Annotated in this window: 28 protein-coding genes; all 28 read left to right on the top strand. The window is 61.0% G+C overall.

What is annotated here, in order from left to right; genetic code table 11:
- The first annotated feature begins 224 nt into the window (after positions 1-224).
- Positions 225-4,331: a DNA-directed RNA polymerase subunit beta gene (gene rpoB / locus QZM67_RS23405; protein ID WP_175024576.1), complete on the top strand. Its 4,107-nt coding sequence runs from the start codon at positions 225-227 to the stop codon at positions 4,329-4,331.
- A 21-nt stretch (positions 4,332-4,352) separates the two neighbouring features.
- Entirely contained in the window at positions 4,353-8,597 is a 4,245-nt protein-coding gene (gene rpoC, locus QZM67_RS23400) for a DNA-directed RNA polymerase subunit beta' (RefSeq protein ID WP_301806961.1), read from the top strand.
- Between the two features lie 321 nt (positions 8,598-8,918).
- Positions 8,919-10,766, top strand: a complete 1,848-nt coding sequence (gene recQ / locus QZM67_RS23395) for a DNA helicase RecQ (RefSeq protein ID WP_043191862.1) — start codon at positions 8,919-8,921, stop codon at positions 10,764-10,766.
- A gap of 226 nt (positions 10,767-10,992) precedes the next feature.
- Positions 10,993-11,373, top strand: a complete 381-nt coding sequence (gene rpsL, locus QZM67_RS23390) for a 30S ribosomal protein S12 (RefSeq protein WP_006400662.1) — start codon at positions 10,993-10,995, stop codon at positions 11,371-11,373.
- A 172-nt stretch (positions 11,374-11,545) separates the two neighbouring features.
- Positions 11,546-12,016, top strand: a complete 471-nt coding sequence (gene rpsG / locus QZM67_RS23385; protein WP_006477195.1) for a 30S ribosomal protein S7 — start codon at positions 11,546-11,548, stop codon at positions 12,014-12,016.
- A gap of 123 nt (positions 12,017-12,139) precedes the next feature.
- The gene (gene fusA, locus QZM67_RS23380) at positions 12,140-14,242 is read left to right on the top strand and encodes an elongation factor G (RefSeq protein ID WP_011350673.1); all 2,103 of its coding nucleotides are present in this window, start codon (positions 12,140-12,142) and stop codon (positions 14,240-14,242) included.
- A 39-nt stretch (positions 14,243-14,281) separates the two neighbouring features.
- Positions 14,282-15,472 (top strand): elongation factor Tu, encoded by a 1,191-nt coding sequence (gene tuf, locus QZM67_RS23375; protein ID WP_011350666.1) that lies wholly within the window; start codon positions 14,282-14,284, stop codon positions 15,470-15,472.
- A 286-nt stretch (positions 15,473-15,758) separates the two neighbouring features.
- Positions 15,759-16,070: a 30S ribosomal protein S10 gene (gene rpsJ / locus QZM67_RS23370; protein WP_004199280.1), complete on the top strand. Its 312-nt coding sequence runs from the start codon at positions 15,759-15,761 to the stop codon at positions 16,068-16,070.
- Between the two features lie 177 nt (positions 16,071-16,247).
- Positions 16,248-16,898 carry a 50S ribosomal protein L3 gene (gene rplC / locus QZM67_RS23365; protein WP_006482922.1) on the top strand — a complete coding sequence of 217 codons (651 nt, stop codon included), beginning with the start codon at positions 16,248-16,250 and terminating at the stop codon, positions 16,896-16,898.
- Positions 16,898-17,518 carry a 50S ribosomal protein L4 gene (rplD, locus tag QZM67_RS23360; protein WP_011350675.1) on the top strand — a complete coding sequence of 207 codons (621 nt, stop codon included), beginning with the start codon at positions 16,898-16,900 and terminating at the stop codon, positions 17,516-17,518. The genes rplC and rplD overlap by 1 nt, the downstream gene beginning before the upstream one ends.
- Positions 17,515-17,829 carry a 50S ribosomal protein L23 gene (rplW, locus tag QZM67_RS23355; protein WP_004199275.1) on the top strand — a complete coding sequence of 105 codons (315 nt, stop codon included), beginning with the start codon at positions 17,515-17,517 and terminating at the stop codon, positions 17,827-17,829. The genes rplD and rplW overlap by 4 nt, the downstream gene beginning before the upstream one ends.
- Before the next feature lie 2 nt (positions 17,830-17,831).
- Positions 17,832-18,659 (top strand): 50S ribosomal protein L2, encoded by an 828-nt coding sequence (rplB, locus tag QZM67_RS23350; RefSeq protein ID WP_006482900.1) that lies wholly within the window; start codon positions 17,832-17,834, stop codon positions 18,657-18,659.
- 10 nt (positions 18,660-18,669) lie between these two features.
- Positions 18,670-18,945, top strand: coding sequence for a 30S ribosomal protein S19 (rpsS, locus tag QZM67_RS23345; protein ID WP_004199273.1), 276 nt, complete (start codon positions 18,670-18,672; stop codon positions 18,943-18,945).
- Positions 18,946-18,957: 12 nt separating this feature from the next.
- Positions 18,958-19,287, top strand: coding sequence for a 50S ribosomal protein L22 (gene rplV, locus QZM67_RS23340; RefSeq protein ID WP_004199272.1), 330 nt, complete (start codon positions 18,958-18,960; stop codon positions 19,285-19,287).
- Positions 19,288-19,298: 11 nt separating this feature from the next.
- The gene (rpsC, locus tag QZM67_RS23335) at positions 19,299-20,099 is read left to right on the top strand and encodes a 30S ribosomal protein S3 (RefSeq protein ID WP_006482899.1); all 801 of its coding nucleotides are present in this window, start codon (positions 19,299-19,301) and stop codon (positions 20,097-20,099) included.
- A gap of 2 nt (positions 20,100-20,101) precedes the next feature.
- Entirely contained in the window at positions 20,102-20,518 is a 417-nt protein-coding gene (gene rplP / locus QZM67_RS23330; RefSeq protein WP_006752927.1) for a 50S ribosomal protein L16, read from the top strand.
- 9 nt (positions 20,519-20,527) lie between these two features.
- Positions 20,528-20,722, top strand: coding sequence for a 50S ribosomal protein L29 (gene rpmC / locus QZM67_RS23325; protein WP_006400652.1), 195 nt, complete (start codon positions 20,528-20,530; stop codon positions 20,720-20,722).
- Positions 20,719-20,991: a 30S ribosomal protein S17 gene (rpsQ, locus tag QZM67_RS23320; protein WP_043191859.1), complete on the top strand. Its 273-nt coding sequence runs from the start codon at positions 20,719-20,721 to the stop codon at positions 20,989-20,991. The genes rpmC and rpsQ overlap by 4 nt, the downstream gene beginning before the upstream one ends.
- 309 nt (positions 20,992-21,300) lie before the next feature.
- The gene (gene rplN, locus QZM67_RS23315; RefSeq protein WP_006482918.1) at positions 21,301-21,669 is read left to right on the top strand and encodes a 50S ribosomal protein L14; all 369 of its coding nucleotides are present in this window, start codon (positions 21,301-21,303) and stop codon (positions 21,667-21,669) included.
- Positions 21,670-21,678: 9 nt separating this feature from the next.
- Entirely contained in the window at positions 21,679-21,987 is a 309-nt protein-coding gene (rplX, locus tag QZM67_RS23310) for a 50S ribosomal protein L24 (protein ID WP_006477187.1), read from the top strand.
- Between the two features lie 16 nt (positions 21,988-22,003).
- A complete protein-coding gene (gene rplE, locus QZM67_RS23305; protein ID WP_006477186.1) occupies positions 22,004-22,543 on the top strand; it encodes a 50S ribosomal protein L5 in 540 nt (179 codons plus the stop codon).
- A 7-nt stretch (positions 22,544-22,550) separates the two neighbouring features.
- A complete protein-coding gene (gene rpsN, locus QZM67_RS23300) occupies positions 22,551-22,856 on the top strand; it encodes a 30S ribosomal protein S14 (protein ID WP_011350676.1) in 306 nt (101 codons plus the stop codon).
- 14 nt (positions 22,857-22,870) lie between these two features.
- Complete coding sequence (gene rpsH, locus QZM67_RS23295) at positions 22,871-23,266, top strand: 30S ribosomal protein S8 (protein ID WP_011350677.1); 396 nt, start codon at positions 22,871-22,873, stop codon at positions 23,264-23,266.
- 18 nt (positions 23,267-23,284) lie between these two features.
- A complete protein-coding gene (gene rplF, locus QZM67_RS23290) occupies positions 23,285-23,815 on the top strand; it encodes a 50S ribosomal protein L6 (RefSeq protein ID WP_006758786.1) in 531 nt (176 codons plus the stop codon).
- Between the two features lie 12 nt (positions 23,816-23,827).
- Complete coding sequence (gene rplR / locus QZM67_RS23285; RefSeq protein WP_006477183.1) at positions 23,828-24,193, top strand: 50S ribosomal protein L18; 366 nt, start codon at positions 23,828-23,830, stop codon at positions 24,191-24,193.
- 14 nt (positions 24,194-24,207) lie between these two features.
- Positions 24,208-24,726, top strand: coding sequence for a 30S ribosomal protein S5 (rpsE, locus tag QZM67_RS23280; protein ID WP_006752931.1), 519 nt, complete (start codon positions 24,208-24,210; stop codon positions 24,724-24,726).
- 15 nt (positions 24,727-24,741) lie between these two features.
- Positions 24,742-24,924: a 50S ribosomal protein L30 gene (gene rpmD, locus QZM67_RS23275; RefSeq protein ID WP_006400644.1), complete on the top strand. Its 183-nt coding sequence runs from the start codon at positions 24,742-24,744 to the stop codon at positions 24,922-24,924.
- A gap of 26 nt (positions 24,925-24,950) precedes the next feature.
- Positions 24,951-25,385, top strand: coding sequence for a 50S ribosomal protein L15 (gene rplO, locus QZM67_RS23270; protein ID WP_006477180.1), 435 nt, complete (start codon positions 24,951-24,953; stop codon positions 25,383-25,385).
- The last annotated feature ends 38 nt before the right edge of the window (positions 25,386-25,423 follow it).

Raw genomic sequence — 25,423 nt, 5'->3', positions numbered from 1 at the left:
CGGTTCTCTTTGTCTTCTGAAGCGACTGCAGAAGGCAAGTTTGGTCGGGTAGCGGGCAACACAGGCATCCGCTGCCGTCAGCCAGCGGTTGGTAGCGGCCAACCACCAAGCTTCTCGGCTCGTTCAAGCCGTCGGACGGCCATCGGGTCTCAGTCGGTGAACACTCGGGTTTGAAACGTCGAGGTATTCCGCCTCGATAGCACCCGCCGTGATTCGGAGATCGTATGCAATATTCCTTCACCGAGAAGAAGCGCATTCGCAAGAGTTTCGCGAAGCGCCCCATCGTTCACCAAGTTCCTTTCTTGCTGGCTACCCAGCTTGAATCATTCAGCACGTTTCTGCAAGCCGATGTGCCGGCCACGCAACGCAAGCCTGAAGGTTTGCAGGCCGCGTTCACATCGGTATTTCCCATTGTTTCGCACAACGGTTTCGCGCGCCTCGAGTTCGTGAGCTATGCGTTGTCCGCGCCGGCATTCAACATCAAGGAATGCCAGCAGCGTGGCCTGACGTACTGCTCCGCGCTGCGCGCGAAGGTCCGCCTTGTCATCCTCGACAAGGAATCGCCGAACAAGCCGGTCGTCAAGGAAGTGAAAGAGCAGGAAGTGTACATGGGCGAAATGCCGCTCATGACGCCGACGGGCTCGTTCGTCATCAACGGCACCGAGCGTGTCATCGTCTCGCAGCTGCACCGTTCGCCGGGCGTGTTCTTCGAACACGACAAGGGCAAGACGCACAGCTCGGGCAAGCTGCTGTTCTCGGCACGGATCATTCCGTACCGCGGCTCGTGGCTCGACTTCGAATTCGACCCGAAGGACATCCTGTACTTCCGCGTCGACCGTCGCCGCAAGATGCCGGTCACGATCCTGCTGAAGGCCATCGGCCTCACGCCGGAACAGATCCTCGCGAACTTCTTCGTGTTCGACAACTTCACGCTGATGGACGAAGGCGCGCAACTCGAGTTCGTGCCCGAGCGCCTGCGTGGTGAAGTCGCGCGTTTCGACATCACGGATCGTGATGGCAAGGTCATTGTCCAGAAGGACAAGCGGATCAACGCGAAGCACATTCGCGACCTCGAAGCCGCGAAGACCAAATTCATCTCGGTGCCGGAAGACTATCTGCTCGGCCGCGTGCTGGCGAAGAACGTCGTCGACGGCGATACCGGCGAAGTGATCGCGAGCGCGAACGACGAAGTCACGGAAAGCGTGCTCGAGAAGCTGCGCGAAGCGGGCATCAAGGACATCCAGACGCTCTACACGAACGACCTGGACCAGGGCCCGTACATCTCGTCGACGCTGCGTGTCGACGAAACGACCGACCGGACTGCCGCGCGCATCGCGATCTACCGCATGATGCGTCCGGGCGAGCCGCCGACCGAAGAAGCGGTCGAGGCACTGTTCAACCGTCTGTTCTACAGCGAAGAAGCGTACGACCTGTCGAAGGTCGGCCGCATGAAGTTCAACCGCCGCGTCAGCCGTGACGAGATCACCGGCCCGATGACGCTGCAGGACGACGACATCCTCGCGACGATCAAGATTCTCGTCGAGCTGCGCAACGGCAAGGGCGAAGTGGACGACATCGACCACCTCGGCAACCGTCGTGTGCGTTGCGTCGGCGAACTGGCGGAAAACCAGTTCCGCGCGGGTCTCGTGCGTGTCGAACGCGCGGTCAAGGAACGCCTCGGCCAGGCCGAAAGCGAAAACCTGATGCCGCACGACCTGATCAACTCGAAGCCGATTTCGTCGGCGATCCGCGAGTTCTTCGGTTCGTCGCAGCTGTCGCAGTTTATGGACCAGACCAACCCGCTGTCGGAAATCACGCACAAGCGCCGTGTTTCCGCACTGGGCCCGGGCGGTCTGACGCGCGAGCGCGCAGGCTTTGAAGTCCGCGACGTGCACCCGACCCACTATGGCCGCGTGTGCCCGATCGAAACGCCGGAAGGTCCGAACATCGGTCTGATCAACTCGCTCGCACTGTATGCGCACCTGAACGAGTACGGCTTCCTCGAGACGCCGTACCGCAAGGTCGTGGACAGCAAGGTGACCGACCAGATCGACTACCTGTCGGCGATCGAAGAAGGCCGTTACATGATCGCGCAGGCGAACGCCGCGATCGACGAGAACGGCCAGCTGATCGACGAACTCGTGTCGTCGCGTGAAGCAGGCGAAACGATGATGGTCACGCCGGACCGTATCCAGTACATGGACGTTGCGCCGTCGCAGATCGTGTCGGTGGCAGCTTCGCTGATTCCGTTCCTTGAGCACGATGACGCGAACCGTGCACTGATGGGTTCGAACATGCAGCGTCAGGCCGTGCCGTGTCTGCGTCCGGAAAAGCCGGTCGTCGGTACGGGCATCGAGCGCACCTGTGCGGTCGACTCGGGTACGACGGTTCAGGCGTTCCGTGGCGGCGTCGTCGACTATGTCGACGCAGGCCGTATCGTGATTCGCGTGAACGACGACGAAGCAGTCGCAGGTGAAGTCGGTGTCGACATCTACAACCTGATCAAGTACACGCGTTCGAACCAGAACACGAACATCAACCAGCGTCCGATCGTGAAGATGGGCGACAAGGTCTCGCGCGGCGACGTGCTGGCCGACGGCGCCTCGACGGACCTGGGTGAGCTCGCGCTCGGCCAGAACATGCTGATCGCGTTCATGCCGTGGAACGGCTACAACTTCGAGGATTCGATCCTGATCTCGGAGAAGGTCGTTGCGGACGATCGCTACACGTCGATCCACATCGAAGAGCTGAACGTCGTTGCACGCGACACCAAGCTCGGACCGGAAGAAATCACGCGCGACATCTCGAACCTGGCGGAAGTCCAGCTCGGCCGTCTCGACGAATCGGGCATCGTGTACATCGGTGCGGAAGTCGAAGCGGGTGACGTGATGGTCGGCAAGGTCACGCCGAAGGGCGAAACCCAGCTGACGCCGGAAGAGAAGCTGCTGCGCGCGATTTTCGGCGAGAAGGCTTCGGACGTGAAGGACACGTCGCTGCGCGTGCCGTCGGGCATGAGCGGCACCGTGATCGACGTCCAGGTGTTCACGCGTGAAGGCATCCAGCGCGACAAGCGTGCGCAGCAGATCATCGACGACGAACTGAAGCGCTATCGTCTCGACCTGAACGACCAGCTGCGCATCGTGGAAGGCGACGCGTTCCAGCGTCTCGCACGCATGCTCGTGGGCAAGGTCGCGAACGGCGGTCCGAAGAAGCTCGCGAAGGGCACGAAGATCGACCAGGCTTACCTGGAAGACCTCGACCACTACCACTGGTTCGACATCCGCCTCGCGGACGACGAAGCAGCGGCGCAGCTCGAAGCGATCAAGAACTCGATCGAAGAAAAGCGTCACCAGTTCGACCTCGCGTTCGAAGAGAAGCGCAAGAAGCTCACGCAAGGCGACGAACTGCCGCCGGGCGTGCTGAAGATGGTCAAGGTGTACCTCGCGGTCAAGCGTCGCCTGCAGCCTGGCGACAAGATGGCAGGCCGTCACGGTAACAAGGGTGTCGTGTCGAAGATCGTCCCGATCGAAGACATGCCGTACATGGCCGATGGCCGTCCGGCAGACGTCGTGCTGAACCCGCTGGGCGTTCCGTCGCGGATGAACGTGGGTCAGGTTCTGGAAGTGCACCTCGGCTGGGCCGCGAAGGGCCTCGGCTGGCGTATCGGCGAAATGCTGCAGCGTCAGGCGAAGATCGAGGAAATGCGCGTGTTCCTCACGAAGATCTACAACGACTCGGGCCGCCAGGAAGACCTGGAAAGCTTCACCGACGAAGAGATCCTCGAACTCGCGAAGAACCTGCGCGAAGGCGTGCCGTTCGCAACGCCGGTGTTTGACGGTGCGACCGAGGAAGAAATGGGCAAGATGCTCGACCTCGCGTTCCCGGACGACATCGCTGAACAGCTCGGCATGAACCCGTCGAAGAACCAGGTCCGTCTGTACGACGGCCGCACGGGTGAAATGTTCGAACGTCGCGTGACGCTCGGCTACATGCACTACCTGAAGCTGCACCACTTGGTCGACGACAAGATGCACGCGCGTTCGACCGGCCCGTACTCGCTCGTCACGCAGCAGCCGCTGGGTGGTAAGGCGCAGTTCGGTGGCCAGCGTTTCGGTGAAATGGAAGTGTGGGCACTCGAAGCGTACGGCGCGTCCTACGTGCTGCAGGAAATGCTGACGGTGAAGTCGGACGACGTGAACGGCCGGACCAAGGTCTATGAGAACCTGGTCAAGGGCGATCACGTGATCGATGCAGGCATGCCGGAATCCTTCAACGTGCTCGTGAAGGAAATCCGCTCGCTCGGTATCGATATCGATCTCGACCGCAATTAATCGGACTACGGAGAGAAAGCAATGAAAGCTCTGCTCGATCTATTCAAGCAAGTCCAACAGGAAGAAGTTTTCGACGCGATCAAGATCGGTCTGGCCTCGCCGGACAAGATCCGTTCGTGGTCGTTCGGTGAGGTGAAGAAGCCGGAGACCATCAACTACCGTACGTTCAAGCCGGAACGCGATGGTCTCTTCTGCGCGAAGATCTTCGGGCCGATCAAGGACTACGAGTGCCTGTGCGGCAAGTACAAGCGTCTGAAGCACCGCGGCGTGATCTGCGAGAAGTGCGGCGTCGAAGTGACGCTGGCGAAGGTGCGTCGCGAACGCATGGGCCACATCGAGCTGGCCTCGCCGGTCGCTCACATCTGGTTCCTGAAGTCGCTGCCGTCGCGTCTGGGCATGGTGCTCGACATGACGCTGCGCGACATCGAACGCGTGCTGTACTTCGAAGCCTACGTGGTGATCGAACCGGGCATGACGCCGCTGAAGGCGCGGCAGATCATGACCGAAGAGGATTACTACAACAAGGTCGAGGAATACGGCGACGAATTCCGTGCCGAAATGGGCGCGGAAGGCGTGCGTGAACTGCTGCGCGCGATCAACATCGACGAGCAGGTCGAGACGCTGCGCACCGAGCTGAAGAACACCGGCTCGGAAGCGAAGATCAAGAAGTACGCGAAGCGCCTGAAGGTCCTCGAGGCATTCCAGCGCTCGGGCATCAAGCCCGAGTGGATGATCCTCGAAGTGCTGCCGGTGCTGCCGCCGGAACTGCGTCCGCTCGTGCCGCTGGACGGCGGCCGTTTCGCGACGTCGGACCTGAACGACCTGTATCGCCGCGTGATCAACCGTAACAACCGGTTGAAGCGTCTGCTCGAGCTGAAGGCCCCTGAAATCATCGTCCGCAACGAAAAGCGGATGCTGCAGGAAGCTGTCGACTCGCTGCTCGACAACGGTCGTCGCGGCAAGGCGATGACGGGCGCGAACAAGCGTCCGCTGAAGTCGCTCGCCGATATGATCAAGGGTAAGGGCGGTCGTTTCCGTCAGAACCTGCTGGGCAAGCGCGTCGACTACTCGGGCCGTTCGGTCATCGTGGTCGGCCCGACGCTGAAGCTGCACCAGTGCGGTCTGCCGAAGCTGATGGCGCTCGAGCTGTTCAAGCCGTTCATCTTCAACAAGCTGGAAGTGATGGGCGTCGCGACGACCATCAAGGCTGCGAAGAAGGAAGTCGAGAACCAGACGCCGGTGGTGTGGGACATCCTCGAAGAGGTGATCCGCGAGCACCCGGTGATGCTGAACCGTGCGCCGACGCTGCACCGTCTCGGTATCCAGGCGTTCGAGCCGGTGCTGATCGAAGGTAAGGCAATCCAGCTGCACCCGCTCGTCTGCGCGGCGTTCAACGCCGACTTCGACGGTGACCAGATGGCTGTTCACGTGCCGCTGTCGCTCGAAGCGCAGATGGAAGCGCGCACGCTGATGCTGGCGTCGAACAACGTGCTGTTCCCGGCGAACGGCGATCCGTCGATCGTGCCGTCGCAGGATATCGTGCTGGGTCTGTACTACGCGACCCGCGAAGCGGTCAATGCGAAGGGCGAAGGCCTGTCGTTCACCGGCGTGTCGGAAGTGCTCCGCGCGTACGAGAACAAGGAAGTCGAGCTGGCCTCGCGCGTCAACGTGCGGATCACCGAAATGGTCCACAACGAAGACACGTCGGAAGGCGCGCCGCAATTCGTGCCGAAGATCTCGCTGTACGCGACGACCGTCGGTCGCGCGATTCTGTCGGAGATCCTGCCGCACGGCCTGCCGTTCTCGGTGCTGAACAAGCCGCTGAAGAAGAAGGAAATCTCGCGCCTGATCAACACGGCGTTCCGCAAGTGCGGTCTGCGCGCGACGGTGGTGTTCGCCGATCAGCTGATGCAGTCGGGTTTCCGTCTCGCGACGCGCGCCGGCATCTCGATCTGCGTGGACGACATGCTCGTGCCGCCGCAGAAGGAAACGATCGTCGGCGACGCCGCGAAGAAGGTGAAGGAGTACGACCGCCAGTACATGTCGGGTCTCGTCACCGCGCAGGAACGCTACAACAACGTGGTCGACATCTGGTCGGCAACGTCGGAAGCGGTCGGCAAGGCGATGATGGAGCAGCTGTCGACGGAGCCGGTGACGGACCGCGACGGCAACGCCACCCGCCAGGAGTCGTTCAACTCGATCTACATGATGGCCGACTCGGGCGCCCGGGGTTCGGCGGTGCAGATTCGTCAGCTGGCCGGTATGCGTGGCCTGATGGCGAAGCCGGACGGCTCGATTATCGAGACGCCGATTACCGCGAACTTCCGCGAAGGTCTGAACGTGTTGCAGTACTTCATCTCGACCCACGGTGCACGTAAGGGTCTGGCTGATACGGCACTGAAGACCGCGAACTCGGGTTACCTGACGCGTCGTCTCGTCGACGTCACGCAGGATCTGGTCGTGGTGGAAGACGATTGCGGCACGTCGAACGGCGTGGCAATGAAGGCACTCGTCGAAGGCGGTGAAGTCGTCGAAGCGCTGCGTGACCGTATCCTCGGCCGCGTTGCGGTCGCGGACGTCGTGAACCCGGAAACGCAGGAAACGGTGTACGAATCGGGCATGCTGCTCGACGAAACGGCGGTCGAGGAAATCGAACGCCTCGGCATCGACGAAGTGCGCGTGCGCACGCCGCTGACCTGCGAAACGCGTTACGGCCTGTGCGCAGCCTGCTACGGCCGTGACCTCGGCCGCGGCTCGCTCGTGAACGTCGGCGAAGCAGTCGGCGTGATCGCGGCACAGTCGATCGGTGAGCCGGGCACGCAGCTGACGATGCGTACGTTCCACATCGGTGGTGCGGCATCGCGTGCGGCAGTGGCTTCGTCGGTCGAAGCGAAGAGCAACGGTATCCTGCGCTTCACGGCGACGATGCGTTACGTCACCAACGCGAAGGGCGAGCAGATCGTCATCTCCCGTTCGGGCGAGGCGCTGATCACCGACGATTACGGCCGCGAGCGCGAGCGTCACAAGGTCCCGTACGGCGCGACGCTGCTGCAGCTCGACGGCGCGGCGATCAAGGCCGGCACGCAGCTGGCGACGTGGGATCCGATGACGCGTCCGATCATCACCGAGTACGGCGGTACGGTGAAGTTCGAGAACGTCGAGGAAGGCGTGACGGTCGCGAAGCAGATCGACGACGTGACCGGCCTGTCGACGCTGGTCGTGATCGACGTGAAGCGCCGCGGTTCGCAGGCTTCGAAGAGCGTGCGTCCGCAGGTGAAGCTGCTCGACGCGAACGGCGACGAAGTGAAGATCCCGGGCACGGAGCATGCGGTGCAGATCGGCTTCCAGGTCGGCGCACTGATCACCGTGAAGGACGGTCAGCAAGTGCAGGTCGGTGAAGTGCTCGCACGTATCCCGACGGAAGCGCAGAAGACGCGTGACATTACCGGCGGTCTGCCGCGGGTGGCGGAACTGTTCGAAGCGCGTTCGCCGAAGGATGCCGGCATTCTCGCGGAAGTCACCGGTACGACGTCGTTCGGTAAGGACACGAAGGGCAAGCAGCGTCTCGTCATCACGGATCTCGAGGGCAACCAGCACGAGTTCCTGATCGCGAAGGAAAAGCAGGTTCTGGTTCACGATGCTCAGGTCGTCAACAAGGGCGAAATGATCGTGGACGGTCCGGCCGATCCGCACGACATCCTGCGTCTGCAGGGTATCGAGGCGCTGTCGCGCTACATCGTCGACGAAGTGCAGGACGTGTATCGTCTGCAGGGCGTGAAGATCAACGACAAGCACATCGAGGTGATCGTTCGCCAGATGCTGCGTCGTGTGCAGATCACCGACAACGGCGATACGCGCTTCATCCCGGGCGAACAGGTCGAGCGTTCCGACATGCTGGACGAGAACGATCGCATGATCGCCGAGGACAAGCGTCCGGCTTCGTACGACAACGTACTGCTCGGTATCACGAAGGCATCGCTGTCGACCGACTCGTTCATCTCCGCGGCATCGTTCCAGGAAACGACCCGCGTGCTGACCGAAGCGGCGATCATGGGCAAGCGCGACGATCTGCGCGGCCTGAAGGAAAACGTGATCGTCGGCCGTCTGATTCCGGCCGGTACGGGTCTCGCGTTCCACAAGGCACGCAAGGCGAAGGAATCGTCGGATCGCGAGCGTTTCGACCAGATCGCAGCGGAAGAGGCATTCGACTTCGGCACGCCGAGCGCGCCGGCAGAAGAGCCGCAGCAACACCCGGCAGCCGAGTAAGCGCGGGCGGCGCGAGCCGCCTTGCCTTGCTGTCATCGCTGTCATCGAAACCGCCCGGTTCTGCCGGGCGGTTTTTTTTCATCTGTCGTTCTCGCGCATGACGGACTTGTACCGTGCCGCCGGAGGTTGCTTGCGAGCCAGGCGCCGCCTGGCTGCAGGTGCCGCCGCAGCCATCGCAATCACTCGCAGCGTGGCCCTGGCAGGCCCGTCATGCGCGCGAACGAACCCTGGCCAACCGGCCAAAACTGCACGATTCGCCACGCGTCGCGCGAGCGGGTTGTTAAAATTGCGGTCATCGTTTAGCCGCCCCTGTCCTCATTCATGTCCCGCGCCCTCGAAATCCTCGACGAAGTATTTGGTTACCCCGCATTTCGCGGCCAGCAGGGCGAGATCGTCGAACACGTCGCCGGCGGTGGCGATTGCCTCGTGCTGATGCCGACCGGCGGCGGCAAGTCGCTGTGCTACCAGATTCCGGCGCTGCTGCGCCGCGAGGCCGGGCAGGGCGCGGGCATCGTCGTGTCGCCGCTGATCGCGCTGATGCAGGATCAGGTCGCCGCACTCAGCGAAGTCGGCGTGCGCGCGGCGTACCTCAATTCCACGCTGTCGGGTGCCGAGGCCGCGGCGACCGAGCGCGCGTTGCGCGAAGGCGAAATCGACCTGCTGTACGTCGCACCGGAACGGCTGATGACGGGGCGCTTCCTCGACCTGCTCGAGCGCGCGAAGATCGGCCTGTTCGCGATCGACGAGGCGCATTGCGTGTCGCAATGGGGGCACGATTTCCGCCCGGAATATATCCAGCTGTCGGTGCTGCACGAGCGGTTCCCGTCGGTTCCACGTGTCGCGCTGACCGCCACGGCCGACGCCATCACGCGCGACGAGATCATCCACCGTCTCGCGCTCGACGACGCGCGCGTGTTCGTGTCGAGCTTCGATCGCCCGAACATCCGCTACCGGATCGTCGAAAAGGACAACGCACGTTCGCAGCTGCTCGATTTCATCCGCGCCGAACACACGAATGCCGACGGTACGACGGATGCGGGCGTCGTCTATTGCCTGTCGCGCCGCAAGGTCGAGGAAACGGCCGAATGGCTGAAGGCGCAGGGCGTGCGTGCGCTGCCGTATCACGCAGGGATGGAGTTCGAGGTGCGGCAGAAGCACCAGGAAATGTTCCAGCGCGAGGAAGGCATCGTGATGTGCGCGACGATCGCGTTCGGCATGGGCATCGACAAACCGGACGTGCGCTTCGTCGCACACCTGGATCTGCCGAAGAGCGTCGAAGGGTACTACCAGGAAACGGGCCGCGCCGGCCGCGACGGGATGCCCGCGAATGCGTGGATGGCGTACGGTCTCGGCGACGTCGTCCAGCAGCGCAAGATGATCGACGAGTCCGATGCGGACGACGCACACAAGCGCGTCCAGACGTCGAAGCTCGACGCGCTGCTCGGGCTGTGCGAGACGATCTCGTGCCGCCGCGTGCGGCTGCTGAACTACTTCGGCGAAGAGAGCAAGCCGTGCGGCAACTGCGACACGTGCCTTGAGCCGCCCGCTTCGTGGGATGCAACGCGTGAGGCGCAGATGGCGCTGTCGTGCGTGTTCCGCGCGCAGCGCGCGAGCGGCTTCAATTTCGGTTCGAGCCACCTGATCGAGATCCTGCGCGGCGGGCGCACCGAGAAGGTGTTGCAGCGCGGCCACGACCAGCTCACGACGTTCGGCATCGGTGCGTCGCTGTCGGAGCCGGAGTGGCGCGCGATTTTCCGGCAGCTCGTCGCGTACGGCTACCTGGCCGTCGATCATGGCGGCTTCGGCGCGCTCGTGCTGACCGAGGCCGCGAAGCCCGTGCTGAAGAACGAGGAGAAGGTCACGCTGCGCCGCTACGTGAAGCCGCAGCGTACGCGCCAGTCGTCGAGCCGCAGCGGTACGCGCGTCGATCCGACGGCCGGCATGGGCACGCGTGAGCGCGCACGGTGGGATGCGCTGCGCGCATGGCGTGCGGAAACCGCGAAGACGGACGGCGTGCCGGCCTACGTGATCTTCCACGACGCGACGCTCGCCGAGATCGCACGCAATGCGCCAGAGTCGATCGACGACCTGCGCCATATCCCCGGCATGGGCGTGCGCAAGCTGGAGCGCTTCGGCGACGAGATCATCGACGTCGTCGAGTCGGCCTGACACAGGTGTTCCGACCCTTCCGGTAAACCGCATGTCCGGCCGGCGAATCACGCAAGCCGTTGACTTAGTTGGTATTTCCGGAATATGATGCTGGGTTCCGGTATTCGGTGGGCCGAGTTGCGTTCGAAAGTTCGCCCCGTTTCGCCGGTTCGGAAGTCAACTGTGCGCCGATTCTCGCTTTGCCCGAAATCGATGCGCAGATTTTGTTCAATTTCAGGAATAAACAATGCCAACCATCAACCAACTGGTTCGCAAAGGCCGTCAGTCGGAAACGACGAAGAGCAAGAGCCCGGCCCTGCAGGACTGCCCCCAGCGTCGCGGCGTGTGCACCCGTGTGTACACGACGACGCCGAAGAAGCCGAACTCGGCACTCCGTAAGGTCGCCAAGGTTCGTCTGACGAACGGCTTCGAAGTGATTTCGTACATCGGCGGTGAAGGCCACAACCTGCAGGAACACTCGGTTGTGCTGATCCGCGGCGGCCGTGTCAAGGACTTGCCGGGTGTGCGTTACCACATGGTTCGCGGCTCGCTGGATACCCAGGGCGTCAAGGACCGTAAGCAAGCGCGCTCGAAGTACGGCGCGAAGCGTGCAAAGGCTGCCAAGTAAGCAGTTTTTGATCAGGGATCGCCGCAGGGCGGTCAAGGCGGGAGTGCCGGATTGCCGGTGCTGTCGAGTAAGTGGTCACCCGGCCAAGCTGGTTAGTCGTGAAGATGTGATCGGGTTTGTTGGTGGCCGCGGAGCTGGAACCAGCTCCAACTGAACAAGTAAAGGAAGAATCATGCCGCGTCGTCGCGAAGTCCCCAAGCGGGAAGTGTTGCCGGATCCGAAGTTCGGTAACGTTGATGTAGCCAAGTTCATGAACATGCTGATGCTGTCCGGCAAGAAGTCGGTCGCAGAGCGCATCGTTTATGGCGCATTCGAACAAATCCAGACCAAGGGTGGCAAGGACCCGCTGGAAGTGTTCACGGTTGCGCTCAACAACGTCAAGCCGGTGGTCGAAGTGAAGAGCCGTCGCGTTGGTGGTGCCAACTATCAAGTTCCGGTCGAAGTGCGCCCGTCGCGTCGTATGGCATTGGCGATGCGCTGGCTGCGTGAGGCTGCGAAGAAGCGTAGCGAGAAGTCGATGGCCCTGCGCCTGGCAGGTGAACTCTCCGAAGCGGCCGAAGGCCGTGGCGGCGCGATGAAGAAGCGCGACGAAGTTCACCGCATGGCAGAAGCCAACCGCGCGTTCTCGCATTTCCGTTTCTAAGCGCCTGGCTGGGCTTTTAGCGGAAATAAATTCCGGGCGGGTGCGCTTTTCAGGCGCCTCGCCCGTTTGTGTTGAAGCACGATGCAGCGGCGCTGCATCGCGTCATCCCAGTAGAGGATCAAAGTGGCTCGCAAGACTCCTATCGAGCGCTACCGCAATATCGGTATTAGCGCTCACATCGACGCCGGCAAAACGACGACGACCGAGCGCATTCTGTTTTACACCGGTGTGAACCACAAGATCGGTGAAGTCCACGACGGCGCAGCCACGATGGACTGGATGGAGCAGGAACAGGAGCGTGGCATCACGATCACGTCCGCTGCTACCACCGCCTTCTGGAAGGGCATGGGCGGCAACTATCCGGAACACCGCATCAACATCATCGACACCCCGGGCCACGTCGACTTCACGATTGAAGTCGAGCGCTCGATGCGCGTGCTCGACGGCGCGTGCATGGTGTACTGCGCAGTGGGCGGCGTGCAGCCGCAGTCGGAAACGGTGTGGCGCCAGGCGAACAAGTACAAGGTGCCGCGTCTCGCGTTCGTCAACAAGATGGACCGTACCGGCGCGAACTTCTTCAAGGTCTACGACCAGCTCCGTCTGCGCCTGAAGGCGAACCCGGTTCCGGTCGTGGTGCCGATCGGCGCGGAAGAAGGCTTCAAGGGTGTCGTCGACCTGATCAAGATGAAGGCGATCATTTGGGACGAGGCATCGCAAGGTACCAAGTTCGACTACGTGGACATCCCGGCTGAACTCGTCGACACGTGCAATGAATGGCGCGAAAAGATGGTCGAAGCGGCTGCCGAGTCGAACGAAGACCTGATGAACAAGTACCTCGAAGCGGGCGAGCTGTCCGAAGCCGAGATCGTGAAGGGTCTGCGTGACCGTACGATCGCGTGCGAAATCCAGCCGATGCTGTGCGGTACCGCGTTCAAGAACAAGGGCGTGCAGCGTATGCTCGACGCCGTGATCGATTTCCTGCCGTCGCCGGTCGACATCCCGCCGGTTACGGGTGAACTCGAAAATGGCGAGAAGACGGAACGCCGTGCGTCCGACGACGAGAAGTTCTCGGCACTCGCGTTCAAGATCATGACCGACCCGTTCGTCGGCCAGCTGATCTTCTTCCGCGTCTACTCGGGCGTCGTCAATTCGGGCGACACGCTGCTCAATGCGACCAAGGACAAGAAGGAACGTCTCGGCCGTATTCTGCAGATGCACGCGAACCAGCGCGAAGAAATCAAGGAAGTTCGCGCAGGCGACATCGCTGCTGCGGTCGGCCTGAAGGAAGCGACCACGGGCGACACGCTGTGCGATCCGGCACATCCGATCGTGCTCGAACGCATGATTTTCCCGGAGCCGGTGATTTCGCAGGCCGTCGAGCCGAAGACGAAGGCTGACCAGGAAAAGATGGGCCTGGCGCTCAACCGTCTCGCTCAGGAAGATCCGTCGTTCCGCGTGCAGACCGACGAAGAATCGGGTCAAACCATCATTTCGGGCATGGGCGAGCTCCACCTCGAAATTCTGGTCGACCGGATGAAGCGCGAATTCGGCGTGGAAGCGACCGTCGGCAAGCCGCAGGTGGCGTACCGCGAAACCATTCGCAAGTCGGCCGCGGACGTCGAAGGCAAGTTCGTCAAGCAGTCGGGTGGTCGTGGTCAGTACGGCCATGCGGTCATTACGCTCGAGCGCAGCGAACTGGGCAAGGGCTACGAGTTCGTCGACGCGATCAAGGGCGGCGTGATTCCGCGTGAATACATCCCGTCGGTTGACAAGGGTATCCAGGAAACGCTGAAGAGCGGTGTGCTGGCAGGCTTCCCGGTTGTCGACGTGAAGGTCACGCTGACGTTCGGTTCGTACCACGACGTCGACTCGAACGAAAATGCGTTCCGCATGGCTGGTTCGATGGCGTTCAAGGAAGCGATGCGTCGTGCGGATCCGGTTCTGCTCGAGCCGATGATGGCCGTGGAAGTGGAAACGCCGGAAGACTTCATGGGTAACGTGATGGGCGACCTGTCGGGTCGTCGCGGCATCATCCAGGGCATGGACGACATGGTGGGCGGCGGCAAGATCGTGCGCGCCGAAGTGCCGCTGTCGGAAATGTTCGGCTACTCGACGTCGCTGCGTTCGCTGACGCAGGGTCGCGCAACGTACACGATGGAATTCAAGCACTACGCTGAAGCTCCGAAGAACGTTGCAGAAGCGATCATCAGCGCGAAGACGAAGTAATTCGTTATCACAATCGATTATTTTTGAAAGAAGAGAATCATGGCAAAAGGTAAATTCGAGCGGACCAAGCCGCACGTGAACGTTGGTACGATTGGTCACGTTGACCACGGCAAGACGACGCTGACGGCAGCGATCACGACGGTTCTGACGAAGAAGTTCGGCGGCGAAGCGAAGGCATACGACCAGATCGACGCGGCACCGGAAGAAAAGGCGCGCGGCATCACGATCAACACGGCACACGTCGAGTACGAAACGGCTAACCGCCACTACGCACACGTCGACTGCCCGGGCCACGCTGACTATGTGAAGAACATGATCACGGGCGCAGCGCAGATGGACGGCGCGATCCTGGTTTGCTCGGCAGCTGACGGCCCGATGCCGCAGACGCGTGAGCACATCCTGCTGGCACGTCAGGTTGGCGTTCCGTACATCATCGTGTTCCTGAACAAGTGCGACATGGTGGACGACGCTGAACTGCTCGAGCTGGTCGAGATGGAAGTTCGCGAACTTCTGTCGAAGTACGACTTCCCGGGCGACGACACGCCGATCGTGAAGGGTTCGGCAAAGCTGGCGCTGGAAGGCGACACGGGCGAGCTGGGCGAAGTGGCGATCATGAGCCTGGCCGACGCGCTGGACACGTACATCCCGACGCCGGAGCGTGCAGTTGACGGCGCGTTCCTGATGCCGGTGGAAGACGTGTTCTCGATCTCGGGCCGTGGTACGGTTGTGACGGGTCGCGTTGAGCGCGGCATCGTGAAGGTCGGCGAAGAAATCGAAATCGTCGGTATCAAGCCGACGGTGAAGACGACCTGCACGGGCGTTGAAATGTTCCGCAAGCTGCTGGACCAAGGTCAAGCAGGCGACAACGTTGGTATCCTGCTGCGCGGCACGAAGCGTGAAGACGTGGAGCGTGGCCAGGTTCTGGCGAAGCCGGGTTCGATCACGCCGCACACGCACTTCACGGCTGAAGTGTACGTGCTGAGCAAGGACGAAGGCGGCCGTCACACGCCGTTCTTCAACAACTACCGTCCGCAGTTCTACTTCCGTACGACGGACGTGACGGGCTCGATCGAGCTGCCGAAGGACAAGGAAATGGTGATGCCGGGCGACAACGTGTCGATCACGGTGAAGCTGATCGCTCCGATCGCGATGGAAGAAGGTCTGCGCTTCGCAATCCGCGAAGGCGGCCGTACGGTCGGCGCCGGCGTCGTCGCCAAGATCATCGAGTAATATCGACGATCCGCGGATCCCGACGGGGTCCGCGATTCCGCGGTATGCAGTTGTACCGTCGAAACCGGGTGTCCAGCTTGCGCTGGCACCCGGTTTTGTTTTTCCGGCGCGCCGTTGCGTGGGGCGAGAAACTCGCACCATCGCTCCAGAATTTCGTGTAGAATCGCGGGCTTAGCAGTGGAAGTACCGTTCGGAACGTGGTGTCTCGCTCCCCGCAGGCGTCATGTTTCGCGTTCTTTTAGTGTTCGGCGATGCAACATCGCCTCGCTCTTTTCAAGGAATCGTCATGCAGCAACAGAAAATCCGCATTCGCCTGAAGGCTTTCGACTATCGTCTGATCGATCAATCGGCTGCCGAGATCGTCGATACCGCGAAGCGGACTGGCGCAATCGTCCGTGGCCCGGTGCCGCTGCCGACGCGCATTCAGCGTTTTGACATCCTGCGTTCGCCGCACGTCAACAAGACGTCGCGCGATCAGCTCGAAATCCGTACCCACCAGCGCCTGATGGACATCGTCGATCCGACCGACAAGACGGTTGACGCGCTGATGAAGCTCGACTTGCCGGCTGGCGTCGACGTGGAAATCAAGCTGCAATAAGGCTTCCAGCGCCGATCGGCTTGCCGGGTGGCGCTAAGTCTTTGATTGCTTGCGGAAAACGCGAGGTCGGGCTATAATGCTTGGCTTTTCGTGTATTCGCGAAAAAAAGTTGGGCCTTGCGTGCCCGGCATTTTGTAAATCAGCCCCGACCAATCGCAGTCGGGAATGGAGAAAATGATGAGCCTTGGACTCGTAGGTCGCAAGGTTGGCATGACCCGTATCTTCACGGCGGAAGGGGATTCGATTCCCGTCACCGTGCTGGACGTGTCGGACAACCGCGTGACGCAGATCAAGACTGTTGAAACCGACGGCTACACGGCCGTGCAGGTTGCATTCGGCTCCCGTCGTGCCTCGCGCGTGACGAAGCCGCTGGCAGGTCATCTCGCCAAAGCCGGTGTCGAAGCCGGTGAAATCCTCAAGGAATTCCGCATTGACGCGGCCAAGGCAGCTGAGCTGTCGAATGGCGCCGTGGTCGGTGCAGATCTTTTCGAAGTGGGCCAGAAGGTCGACGTGCAAGGCGTGTCGATCGGTAAGGGCTACGCCGGTACGATCAAGCGTTACAACTTCTCCTCCGGCCGTGCTACGCACGGTAACTCGCGCTCGCACAACGTGCCGGGCTCGATCGGTATGGCGCAGGATCCGGGTCGTGTTTTCCCGGGTAAACGCATGACGGGTCACATGGGTGACGTGACGGTGACGGTGCAGAACCTCGAAATCGCTCGTATCGACGCAGAGCGCAAGCTGCTGCTCGTGAAGGGTGCGATTCCGGGCGCGAAGGGCGGCAAAGTCTTCGTGACGCCGGCCGTCAAGACCAAGGGGGCGAAATAATGGAACTCAAGCTCCTGAACGAAAATGGTCAGGAAGGTGCAGTGGTCAACGCATCGGACGTCGTGTTCGGTCGTGACTACAACGAAGCGCTGATCCACCAGGTCGTCGTCGCTTACCAGGCGAATGCTCGCCAGGGTAACCGCGCACAGAAGGACCGTGAGCAAGTCAAGCACACGACGAAGAAGCCGTGGCGCCAGAAGGGTACGGGCCGCGCTCGTGCCGGTATGTCGTCGAGCCCGTTGTGGCGTGGCGGTGGTCGTATCTTCCCGAATTCGCCGGAAGAAAACTTCTCGCACAAGGTCAACAAGAAGATGCATCGCGCAGGTCTCTGCTCGATCTTCTCGCAGCTGGCCCGTGAAGGCCGTCTGTCGGTCGTCGAGGACATCATCCTCGAAGCGCCGAAGACCAAGCTGCTGGCCGAAAAATTCAAGACCATGGGTCTCGACTCCGTGCTGATCATTACGGATACGGTCGACGAGAACCTGTACCTGGCTTCGCGCAACCTGCCGCACGTGGCGATTGTCGAGCCGCGCTACGCTGACCCGCTGTCGCTGATCTACTTCAAGAAAGTGCTGGTCACGAAGGCTGCGGTCGCCCAGATCGAGGAGTTGCTGTCATGAGCGAGATTCGCAAGAACGATCATCGTTTGATGCAGGTCCTGCTCGCGCCGGTCATCTCGGAAAAGGCGACGCTGGTTGCCGACAAGAACGAGCAAGTCGTGTTCGAAGTCGCACCGGATGCCACGAAGCAGGAAGTGAAGGCAGCGGTCGAGCTGCTGTTCAAGGTTGAAGTTGATTCCGTCAACGTGCTGGTTCAGAAGGGCAAGCAGAAGCGCTTTGGCCGTTCGATGGGCCGCCGCAAGGACGTGAAGAAGGCGTACGTTTGCCTGAAGCCCGGCCAGGAAATCAACTTTGAAGCGGAGGCCAAGTAATCATGGCAATCGTTAAAGTTAAGCCGACATCGCCGGGTCGCCGCGCGATGGTCAAGGTGGTCAACAAGAATCTGCACCAGGGCAAGCCGTTCGCGGCACTGCTCGACTCGCAGAGCTCGACCGCCGGCCGTAACAACAACGGTCGTATCACCACGCGTCACAAGGGTGGTGGTCACAAGCAACACTATCGTATCGTCGATTTCCGTCGCACGAAGGATGGCATCCCGGCAAAGGTCGAGCGTCTCGAGTACGACCCGAACCGTAGCGCGAACATCGCGCTGGTGCTCTACGCAGACGGCGAACGTCGCTACATCATCGCCCCGAAGGGCCTGACCGTCGGCCAACAGCTGATGTCGGGTTCGGAAGCGCCGATCCGTGCAGGCAACACGCTGCCGATCCGCAACATTCCGGTCGGTACGACGATCCACTGCATCGAGATGCTGCCGGGCAAGGGCGCGCAAATGGCGCGTTCGGCTGGTACGTCGGCCATGCTGCTCGCACGTGAAGGCGTCTACGCGCAGGTTCGTCTGCGTTCGGGCGAAATCCGCCGCGTGCACATCGAGTGCCGTGCAACGATCGGTGAAGTCGGCAACGAAGAGCATAGCCTGCGCCAGATCGGCAAGGCTGGCGCGAACCGCTGGCGCGGTATCCGCCCGACGGTGCGTGGCGTTGCGATGAACCCGGTTGATCACCCGCACGGTGGTGGTGAGGGCAAGACGGCTGCAGGTCGCGATCCGGTTAGCCCGTGGGGTACGCCGGCTAAGGGTTATCGCACCCGTAGCAACAAGCGCACGACGACGATGATCGTCCAGCGCCGTCACAAGCGTTAAGGAGTAGGCAATGGCACGTTCTGTTAAAAAAGGTCCGTTCTGCGACGCCCATTTGCTGAAGAAAGTTGAGGCGGCTGCAGCTTCGCGCGACAAAAAGCCGATCAAGACCTGGTCGCGTCGCTCGACGATTCTGCCGGATTTCATCGGCCTGACGATCGCTGTTCACAACGGCCGTCAACACGTTCCGGTGTACATCTCGGAAAACATGGTCGGCCACAAGCTTGGCGAGTTCGCACTGACCCGTACGTTCAAGGGTCACGCAGCCGACAAGAAGGCCAAGAAATAAGGGGCAATCAAGATGGAAGTGAAAGCAATTCATCGCGGTGCCCGCATCTCGGCGCAAAAAACGCGCCTTGTGGCTGACCAGATCCGCGGTTTGCCGGTCGACAAGGCGCTGAACGTTCTGACGTTCTCGCCGAAGAAAGCGGCTGGCATCGTGAAGAAGGTTGTGCTGTCGGCAATCGCGAATGCGGAGCACAACGAAGGCGCCGATATCGACGAGCTCAAGATCAAGAGCATCTACGTCGACAAGGCTGCATCGCTCAAGCGTTTCACCGCGCGCGCCAAGGGCCGCGGTAACCGCATCGAGAAGCAATCCTGTCACATCACTGTGACGGTCGGGAATTAAGGAGCCATACGATGGGACAGAAAATTCATCCGACTGGCTTCCGCCTGGCTGTCAGCCGCAATTGGGCTTCGCGTTGGTACGCGAACAACAACAATTTCGCGGCGATGCTGCAGGAAGACATCGGTGTTCGTGAATACCTGAAGAAGAAGCTGAAGAACGCTTCGGTCGGTCGGGTCGTCATCGAGCGTCCGGCGAAGAACGCGCGCATCACGATTTACAGCTCGCGTCCGGGTGTGGTCATCGGCAAGAAGGGCGAGGATATCGAGCAGCTGAAGACGGAACTGCAACGCCGCATGGGCGTTCCGGTTCACGTCAACATCGAAGAAATCCGCAAGCCGGAAACCGATGCTCAGCTGATCGCTGACTCGATCACGCAACAGCTCGAGCGCCGGATCATGTTCCGCCGCGCGATGAAGCGTGCGATGCAGAACGCGATGCGTCTGGGTGCTCAAGGCATCAAGATCATGAGCGCGGGCCGTCTGAACGGTATCGAAATCGCTCGTACGGAGTGGTATCGCGAAGGTCGCGTGCCCCTTCACACGCTGCGTGCCGATATCGACTACGCGACCTCGGAAGCGAAGACGACCTACGGGATCATCGGCGTCAAGGTGTGGGTTTACAAGGGCGACACGCTCGGCCGCAACGACGCACCGGTGGTGGAAGAAGTAGCCGAAGACAAGCGTCCGCGTCGCAATGCGCGTCCGGGCGACCGTCGTCCGCGCCGTGACGGCGAAGGCGGCGCTCCGGGTGCTCGCCGTGGCGCACCGCGCCGTGGCGCCGGCAAGCCCGAAGACGGCAAGACTGGAGAATAACGATGCTGCAACCGAAACGCAGGAAGTATCGTAAAGAGCAGAAGGGTCGTAACACCGGCAAGGCGACGCGCGGCAACGCAGTGTCGTTCGGTGACTTCGGCCTGAAGGCTATCGGTCGCGGTCGTTTGACCGCACGCCAGATTGAAGCGGCGCGTCGTGCAATGACGCGTCACATCAAGCGTGGCGGCCGCATCTGGATCCGGATCTTCCCGGACAAGCCGATTTCGCAGAAGCCGGCCGAAGTGCGTATGGGTAACGGTAAGGGTAACCCGGAGTACTACGTCGCCGAGATTCAGCCGGGCAAGATGCTCTATGAAATGGACGGCGTAACCGAAGAACTGGCACGCGAAGCGTTCCGTCTGGCTGCAGCCAAGCTGCCGCTGAAGACGGCATTCATCGTGCGCCAGCTCGGCGCCTAAGGAGAAAATATGAAGGCTTCCGAACTTCTCCAGAAAGACCAGGCCGCGCTCAACAAGGAGCTGGCGGACCTGCTGAAGGCGCAATTCGGCCTGCGCATGCAACTCGCGACCCAGCAGCTCACGAACACGAGCCAGCTGAAGAAGGTTCGTCGCGACATCGCACGTGTGCGGACCGTCATGACTCAGAAGGCGAACCAGAAATGAACGATAGCGTGAAAACCTCGCTGAAGCGGACGCTGGTCGGTCGGGTCGTCAGCAATAAGATGGACAAGACCGTCACCGTGCTGATCGAGCACCGCGTCAAGCATCCGATCTACGGCAAGTACGTCGTGCGCTCGAAGAAGTACCACGCGCACGATGAAGCGAACACCTACAACGAGGGTGACCTCGTTGAAATCCAGGAAACTCGTCCTCTGTCGAAGACGAAGGCCTGGACGGTGTCGCGCCTCGTCGAAGCCGCTCGCGTCATCTAAGCGGGCAGCGTAGTAGGCAGTAACAGGCACTTCTCCGCGAAGTGCTTGAAATCGCAAAGTTTTTGCTTGCGTGACCAGGATTATTTGTTATAATCCTGGTCTTCCCTCTTTATGGGAGCCCCGTCGCGGGCGAAGTTGGTGGGGGAAGCGGACTGGCGCCTGCCTGTCCGAAAGATTCACCGAATTGCGATGGCGGGTTTCGTTTGCCGTCGCTGCTGTTCCAACCCAAGCAGCCGATTGGCTGACGGGACCAAGACTGACCGAATGCATCATGGTGGTGCATCCGGATTAAGTTGGGAAAGACAAACCATGATCCAGACCGAATCTCGGCTCGAAGTAGCCGACAACACGGGTGCACGTGAAGTTCTGTGCATCAAGGTGCTCGGCGGCTCGAAGCGTCGTTACGCCGGCATTGGCGACATCATCAAGGTGAGCGTCAAAGAGGCAACGCCGCGCGGGCGCGTGAAGAAAGGCGAAATTTACAACGCCGTGGTGGTCCGCACCGCCAAGGGCGTGCGCCGTCAAGACGGCTCGCTGATCAAGTTCGACGGCAACGCCGCTGTGCTTTTGAATAACAAGCTCGAGCCGATCGGCACCCGTATCTTCGGGCCGGTCACGCGTGAGCTGCGTAGCGAACGATTCATGAAGATCGTTTCGCTGGCGCCGGAAGTGCTGTAAGGAGTCGCGATGAACAAGATTCGCAAAGGTGACGAAGTCATCGTCGTCACTGGCAAAGACAAGGGCAAGCGCGGCGTCGTGCTGGCTGTCGGTGCTGAACATGTGACGGTTGAAGGTATCAACCTCGTCAAGAAGCATGTGAAGCCGAACCCGATGAAGGGTACGACGGGTGGCGTGGAAGCGAAGACGATGCCCCTGCATATTTCGAACGTCGCACTGGTCGACGCGAATGGCAAGGCGTCGCGTGTTGGCATCAAGGTCGAGGAAGGCAAGAAGGTTCGCTTCCTGAAGACGACCGGTGCCGTACTGAGCGCCTGACGCAGCGGAGTAAAAAATGGCTCGTTTTCAAGAGTTTTACAAAGAAAAGGTTGTGCCCGGCCTGATCGAGAAGTTCGGTTACAAGTCGGTCATGGAAGTGCCGCGCATCACCAAGATCACGCTGAACATGGGTCTTGGCGAAGCGATCGCTGACAAGAAGATCATCGAGAACGCCGTTGGCGACCTCACGAAGATCGCTGGTCAGAAGCCGGTCGTCACGAAGGCACGCAAGGCAATCGCAGGCTTCAAGATCCGCCAGGGTTACCCGATCGGCGCGATGGTGACGCTGCGTGGCCAAGCAATGTACGAATTCCTCGACCGTTTCGTGACGGTTGCCCTGCCCCGCGTGCGTGACTTCCGCGGCGTGTCGGGTCGTGCTTTCGATGGCCGTGGCAACTACAACATCGGTGTGAAAGAGCAGATCATTTTCCCCGAAATCGACTACGACAAGATCGACGCACTGCGTGGGCTGAACATCAGCATCACGACGACTGCGAAGACCGACGACGAAGCAAAGGCTCTGCTCGCCAGCTTCAAGTTCCCGTTCAGAAACTGAGGTTACCGTGGCTAAACTGGCACTGATCGAACGTGAAAAGAAGCGCGCCCGCCTGGTCGCGAAGTTCGCAGCAAAGCGCGATGCGCTGAAGGCGATCGTCGAAGACCAAAGCAAGTCGGAAGAAGAGCGCTACGAAGCACGCCTGGAGCTGCAGCAACTGCCCCGCAACGCAAACCCGACCCGCCAGCGTAACCGCTGCGCGATCACGGGCCGTCCGCGTGGCACGTTCCGTAAATTCGGCCTCGCGCGTAACAAGATTCGTGAAATCGCATTCCGTGGCGAGATTCCTGGCCTGACCAAGGCGAGCTGGTAATAGGAGAAACGTAAATGAGCATGAGTGATCCTATCGCCGATATGCTGACTCGCATCCGCAACGGGCAGATGGTCGAGAAGGTATCGGTGTCGATGCCCTCGTCGAAAGTCAAGGTTGCAATCGCGCAAGTCCTGAAAGACGAAGGCTATATCGACGATTTCGCCGTGAAGGCGGAAGGTGCGAAGTCCGAACTGAATATCGCGCTGAAGTACTACGCTGGCCGTCCGGTTATCGAACGCATCGAACGCGTGTCGAAGCCTGGCCTGCGCGTGTACCGCGGCCGTAACGACATTCCGCAGGTCATGAATGGCCTCGGTGTGGCAATCGTGTCGACGCCGAAGGGCGTGATGACCGACCGCAAGGCGCGCGCTACCGGCGTCGGCGGCGAAGTCATCTGCTACGTCGCTTAAAGCCGAGGAGAGAGAAACATGTCTCGAGTAGGTAAGAGCCCGATCGCGCTGCAAGGCGCGGAAGTCAAGCTGGCCGACGGTGCAATCACCGTCAAGGGCCCGCTGGGCACCATCACGCAAGCGATCAATCCGCTCGTGAACGTGGCGAACAACGACGGCACGCTGAACCTGTCGCCGGTGGACGAAAGCCGCGAAGCAAATGCACTGTCGGGCACGATGCGCGCGATTATCGCGAATGCCGTGCACGGCGTGACCAAGGGTTTCGAGCGCAAGCTGACGCTGGTTGGCGTCGGTTATCGTGCGCAAGCGCAAGGCGACAAGCTGAACCTGTCGCTGGGTTTCTCGCACCCCGTGGTGCACCAGATGCCGGAAGGCGTCAAGGCAGAAACCCCGACGCAAACCGAAATCGTGATCAAGGGGATCAACAAGCAACAAGTCGGTCAAGTGGCTGCGGAAGTTCGCGGTTACCGTCCGCCGGAGCCCTACAAGGGCAAGGGCGTGCGCTATTCCGACGAGGTTGTGATCCTCAAAGAAACGAAGAAGAAGTAAGGGTGCGCAATCATGGATAAGACTCAATCTCGCCTGCGCCGCGCTCGCCAGACGCGTATCAAGATCGCTGAGCTGCAGGTCGCGCGTCTCGCCGTGCATCGCACGAACACGCACATCTACGCTCAAGTGTTCTCGCCCTGCGGCACCAAGGTGCTCGCCAGCGCGTCGACGCTCGAAGCAGAAGTGCGCGCCGAACTGGCCGACAAGTCGGGCAAGGGCGGCAACGTTAATGCCGCGACGCTGATCGGCAAGCGTATTGCCGAGAAGGCAAAGGCTGCCGGCATCGAATCCGTCGCCTTCGACCGCTCGGGCTTCCGCTACCATGGCCGCGTCAAGGCGCTGGCTGAGGCAGCTCGCGAAGCTGGGCTCAAGTTCTAAGGAAGGAATTCGTCATGGCAAAGATGCAAGCGAAAGTTCAGGCTGACGAGCGCGACGACGGCCTTCGTGAAAAGATGATTTCGGTCAATCGCGTGACCAAGGTCGTGAAGGGTGGCCGTATTCTCGGCTTCGCCGCACTGACCGTGGTTGGCGATGGTGATGGCCGCATCGGTATGGGCAAGGGCAAGGCGAAGGAAGTGCCGGTCGCTGTCCAGAAGGCAATGGAACAAGCTCGCCGCAACATGTTCAAGGTGCCGCTCAAGAACGGCACGCTGCAGCACGAAGTGCACGGCAAGCATGGCGCATCCGCTGTCCTCCTCGCTCCGGCGAAGGCAGGTACGGGCGTGATCGCCGGCGGCCCGATGCGCGCAGTGTTCGACGTGATGGGCGTTCAGAACGTCGTGGCGAAGAGCCACGGTTCGACGAACCCGTACAACCTCGTTCGCGCCACGCTGGACGGTCTGCGCAAGCAGTCCACCCCGGCAGACATCGCGGCGAAGCGCGGCAAGTCCGTCGAAGATATTTTGGGCTAAGCCCGGGTGGTCACCATGTCTGAAAAAACTGTCAAGGTTCAGCTCGTGAAGAGCCTGATCGGGACCCGCGAATCGCACCGCGCTACCGTGCGTGGCCTGGGCCTGCGCCGACTCAATTCGGTTAGCGAGCTGCAGGACACGCCGGCGGTCCGCGGCATGATCAACAAGGTCTCGTACCTCGTTAAGGTCATCGCGTAAGCGGCCCTACGGATCAAGGAGTTGATATGGAATTGAATAACCTGAAGCCGGCCGCTGGTGCAAAGCACGCCAAGCGTCGCGTCGGCCGCGGCATCGGTTCGGGCCTCGGCAAGACGGCTGGCCGTGGTCACAAGGGTCAGAAATCGCGTTCGGGCGGCTTCCACAAAGTCGGTTTCGAAGGCGGTCAGATGCCGCTGCAACGTCGTCTGCCGAAGCGCGGCTTCACGTCGCTGACGAAGGAATTCGTCGGTGAAGTGCGCCTGAGCGACCTCGAGAAGCTGCCGGTCGATGAGATCGATCTGCTCGCACTGAAGCAAGCCGGCCTGGTCGGCGAGCTGACGAAGAGCGCAAAGATCATCGCGACGGGCGAACTGAAGCGCAAGATCGTCGTGAAGGGTCTCGGTGCCACCAAGGGTGCGCGCGCTGCGATCGAAGCGGCTGGCGGTTCGTTCGCCGAGTGACACGCGTAGCGCGTCGTCACTTGCATTCATCGGAGAAG

Source organism: Burkholderia sp. AU45251 (assembly GCF_030482905.1).
GTDB classification, from domain to species: Bacteria; Pseudomonadota; Gammaproteobacteria; order Burkholderiales; family Burkholderiaceae; genus Burkholderia; species Burkholderia aenigmatica.
Note: the sequence above shows the minus strand (reverse complement) of the source record. Positions and strands in the feature narration are given on the sequence as shown.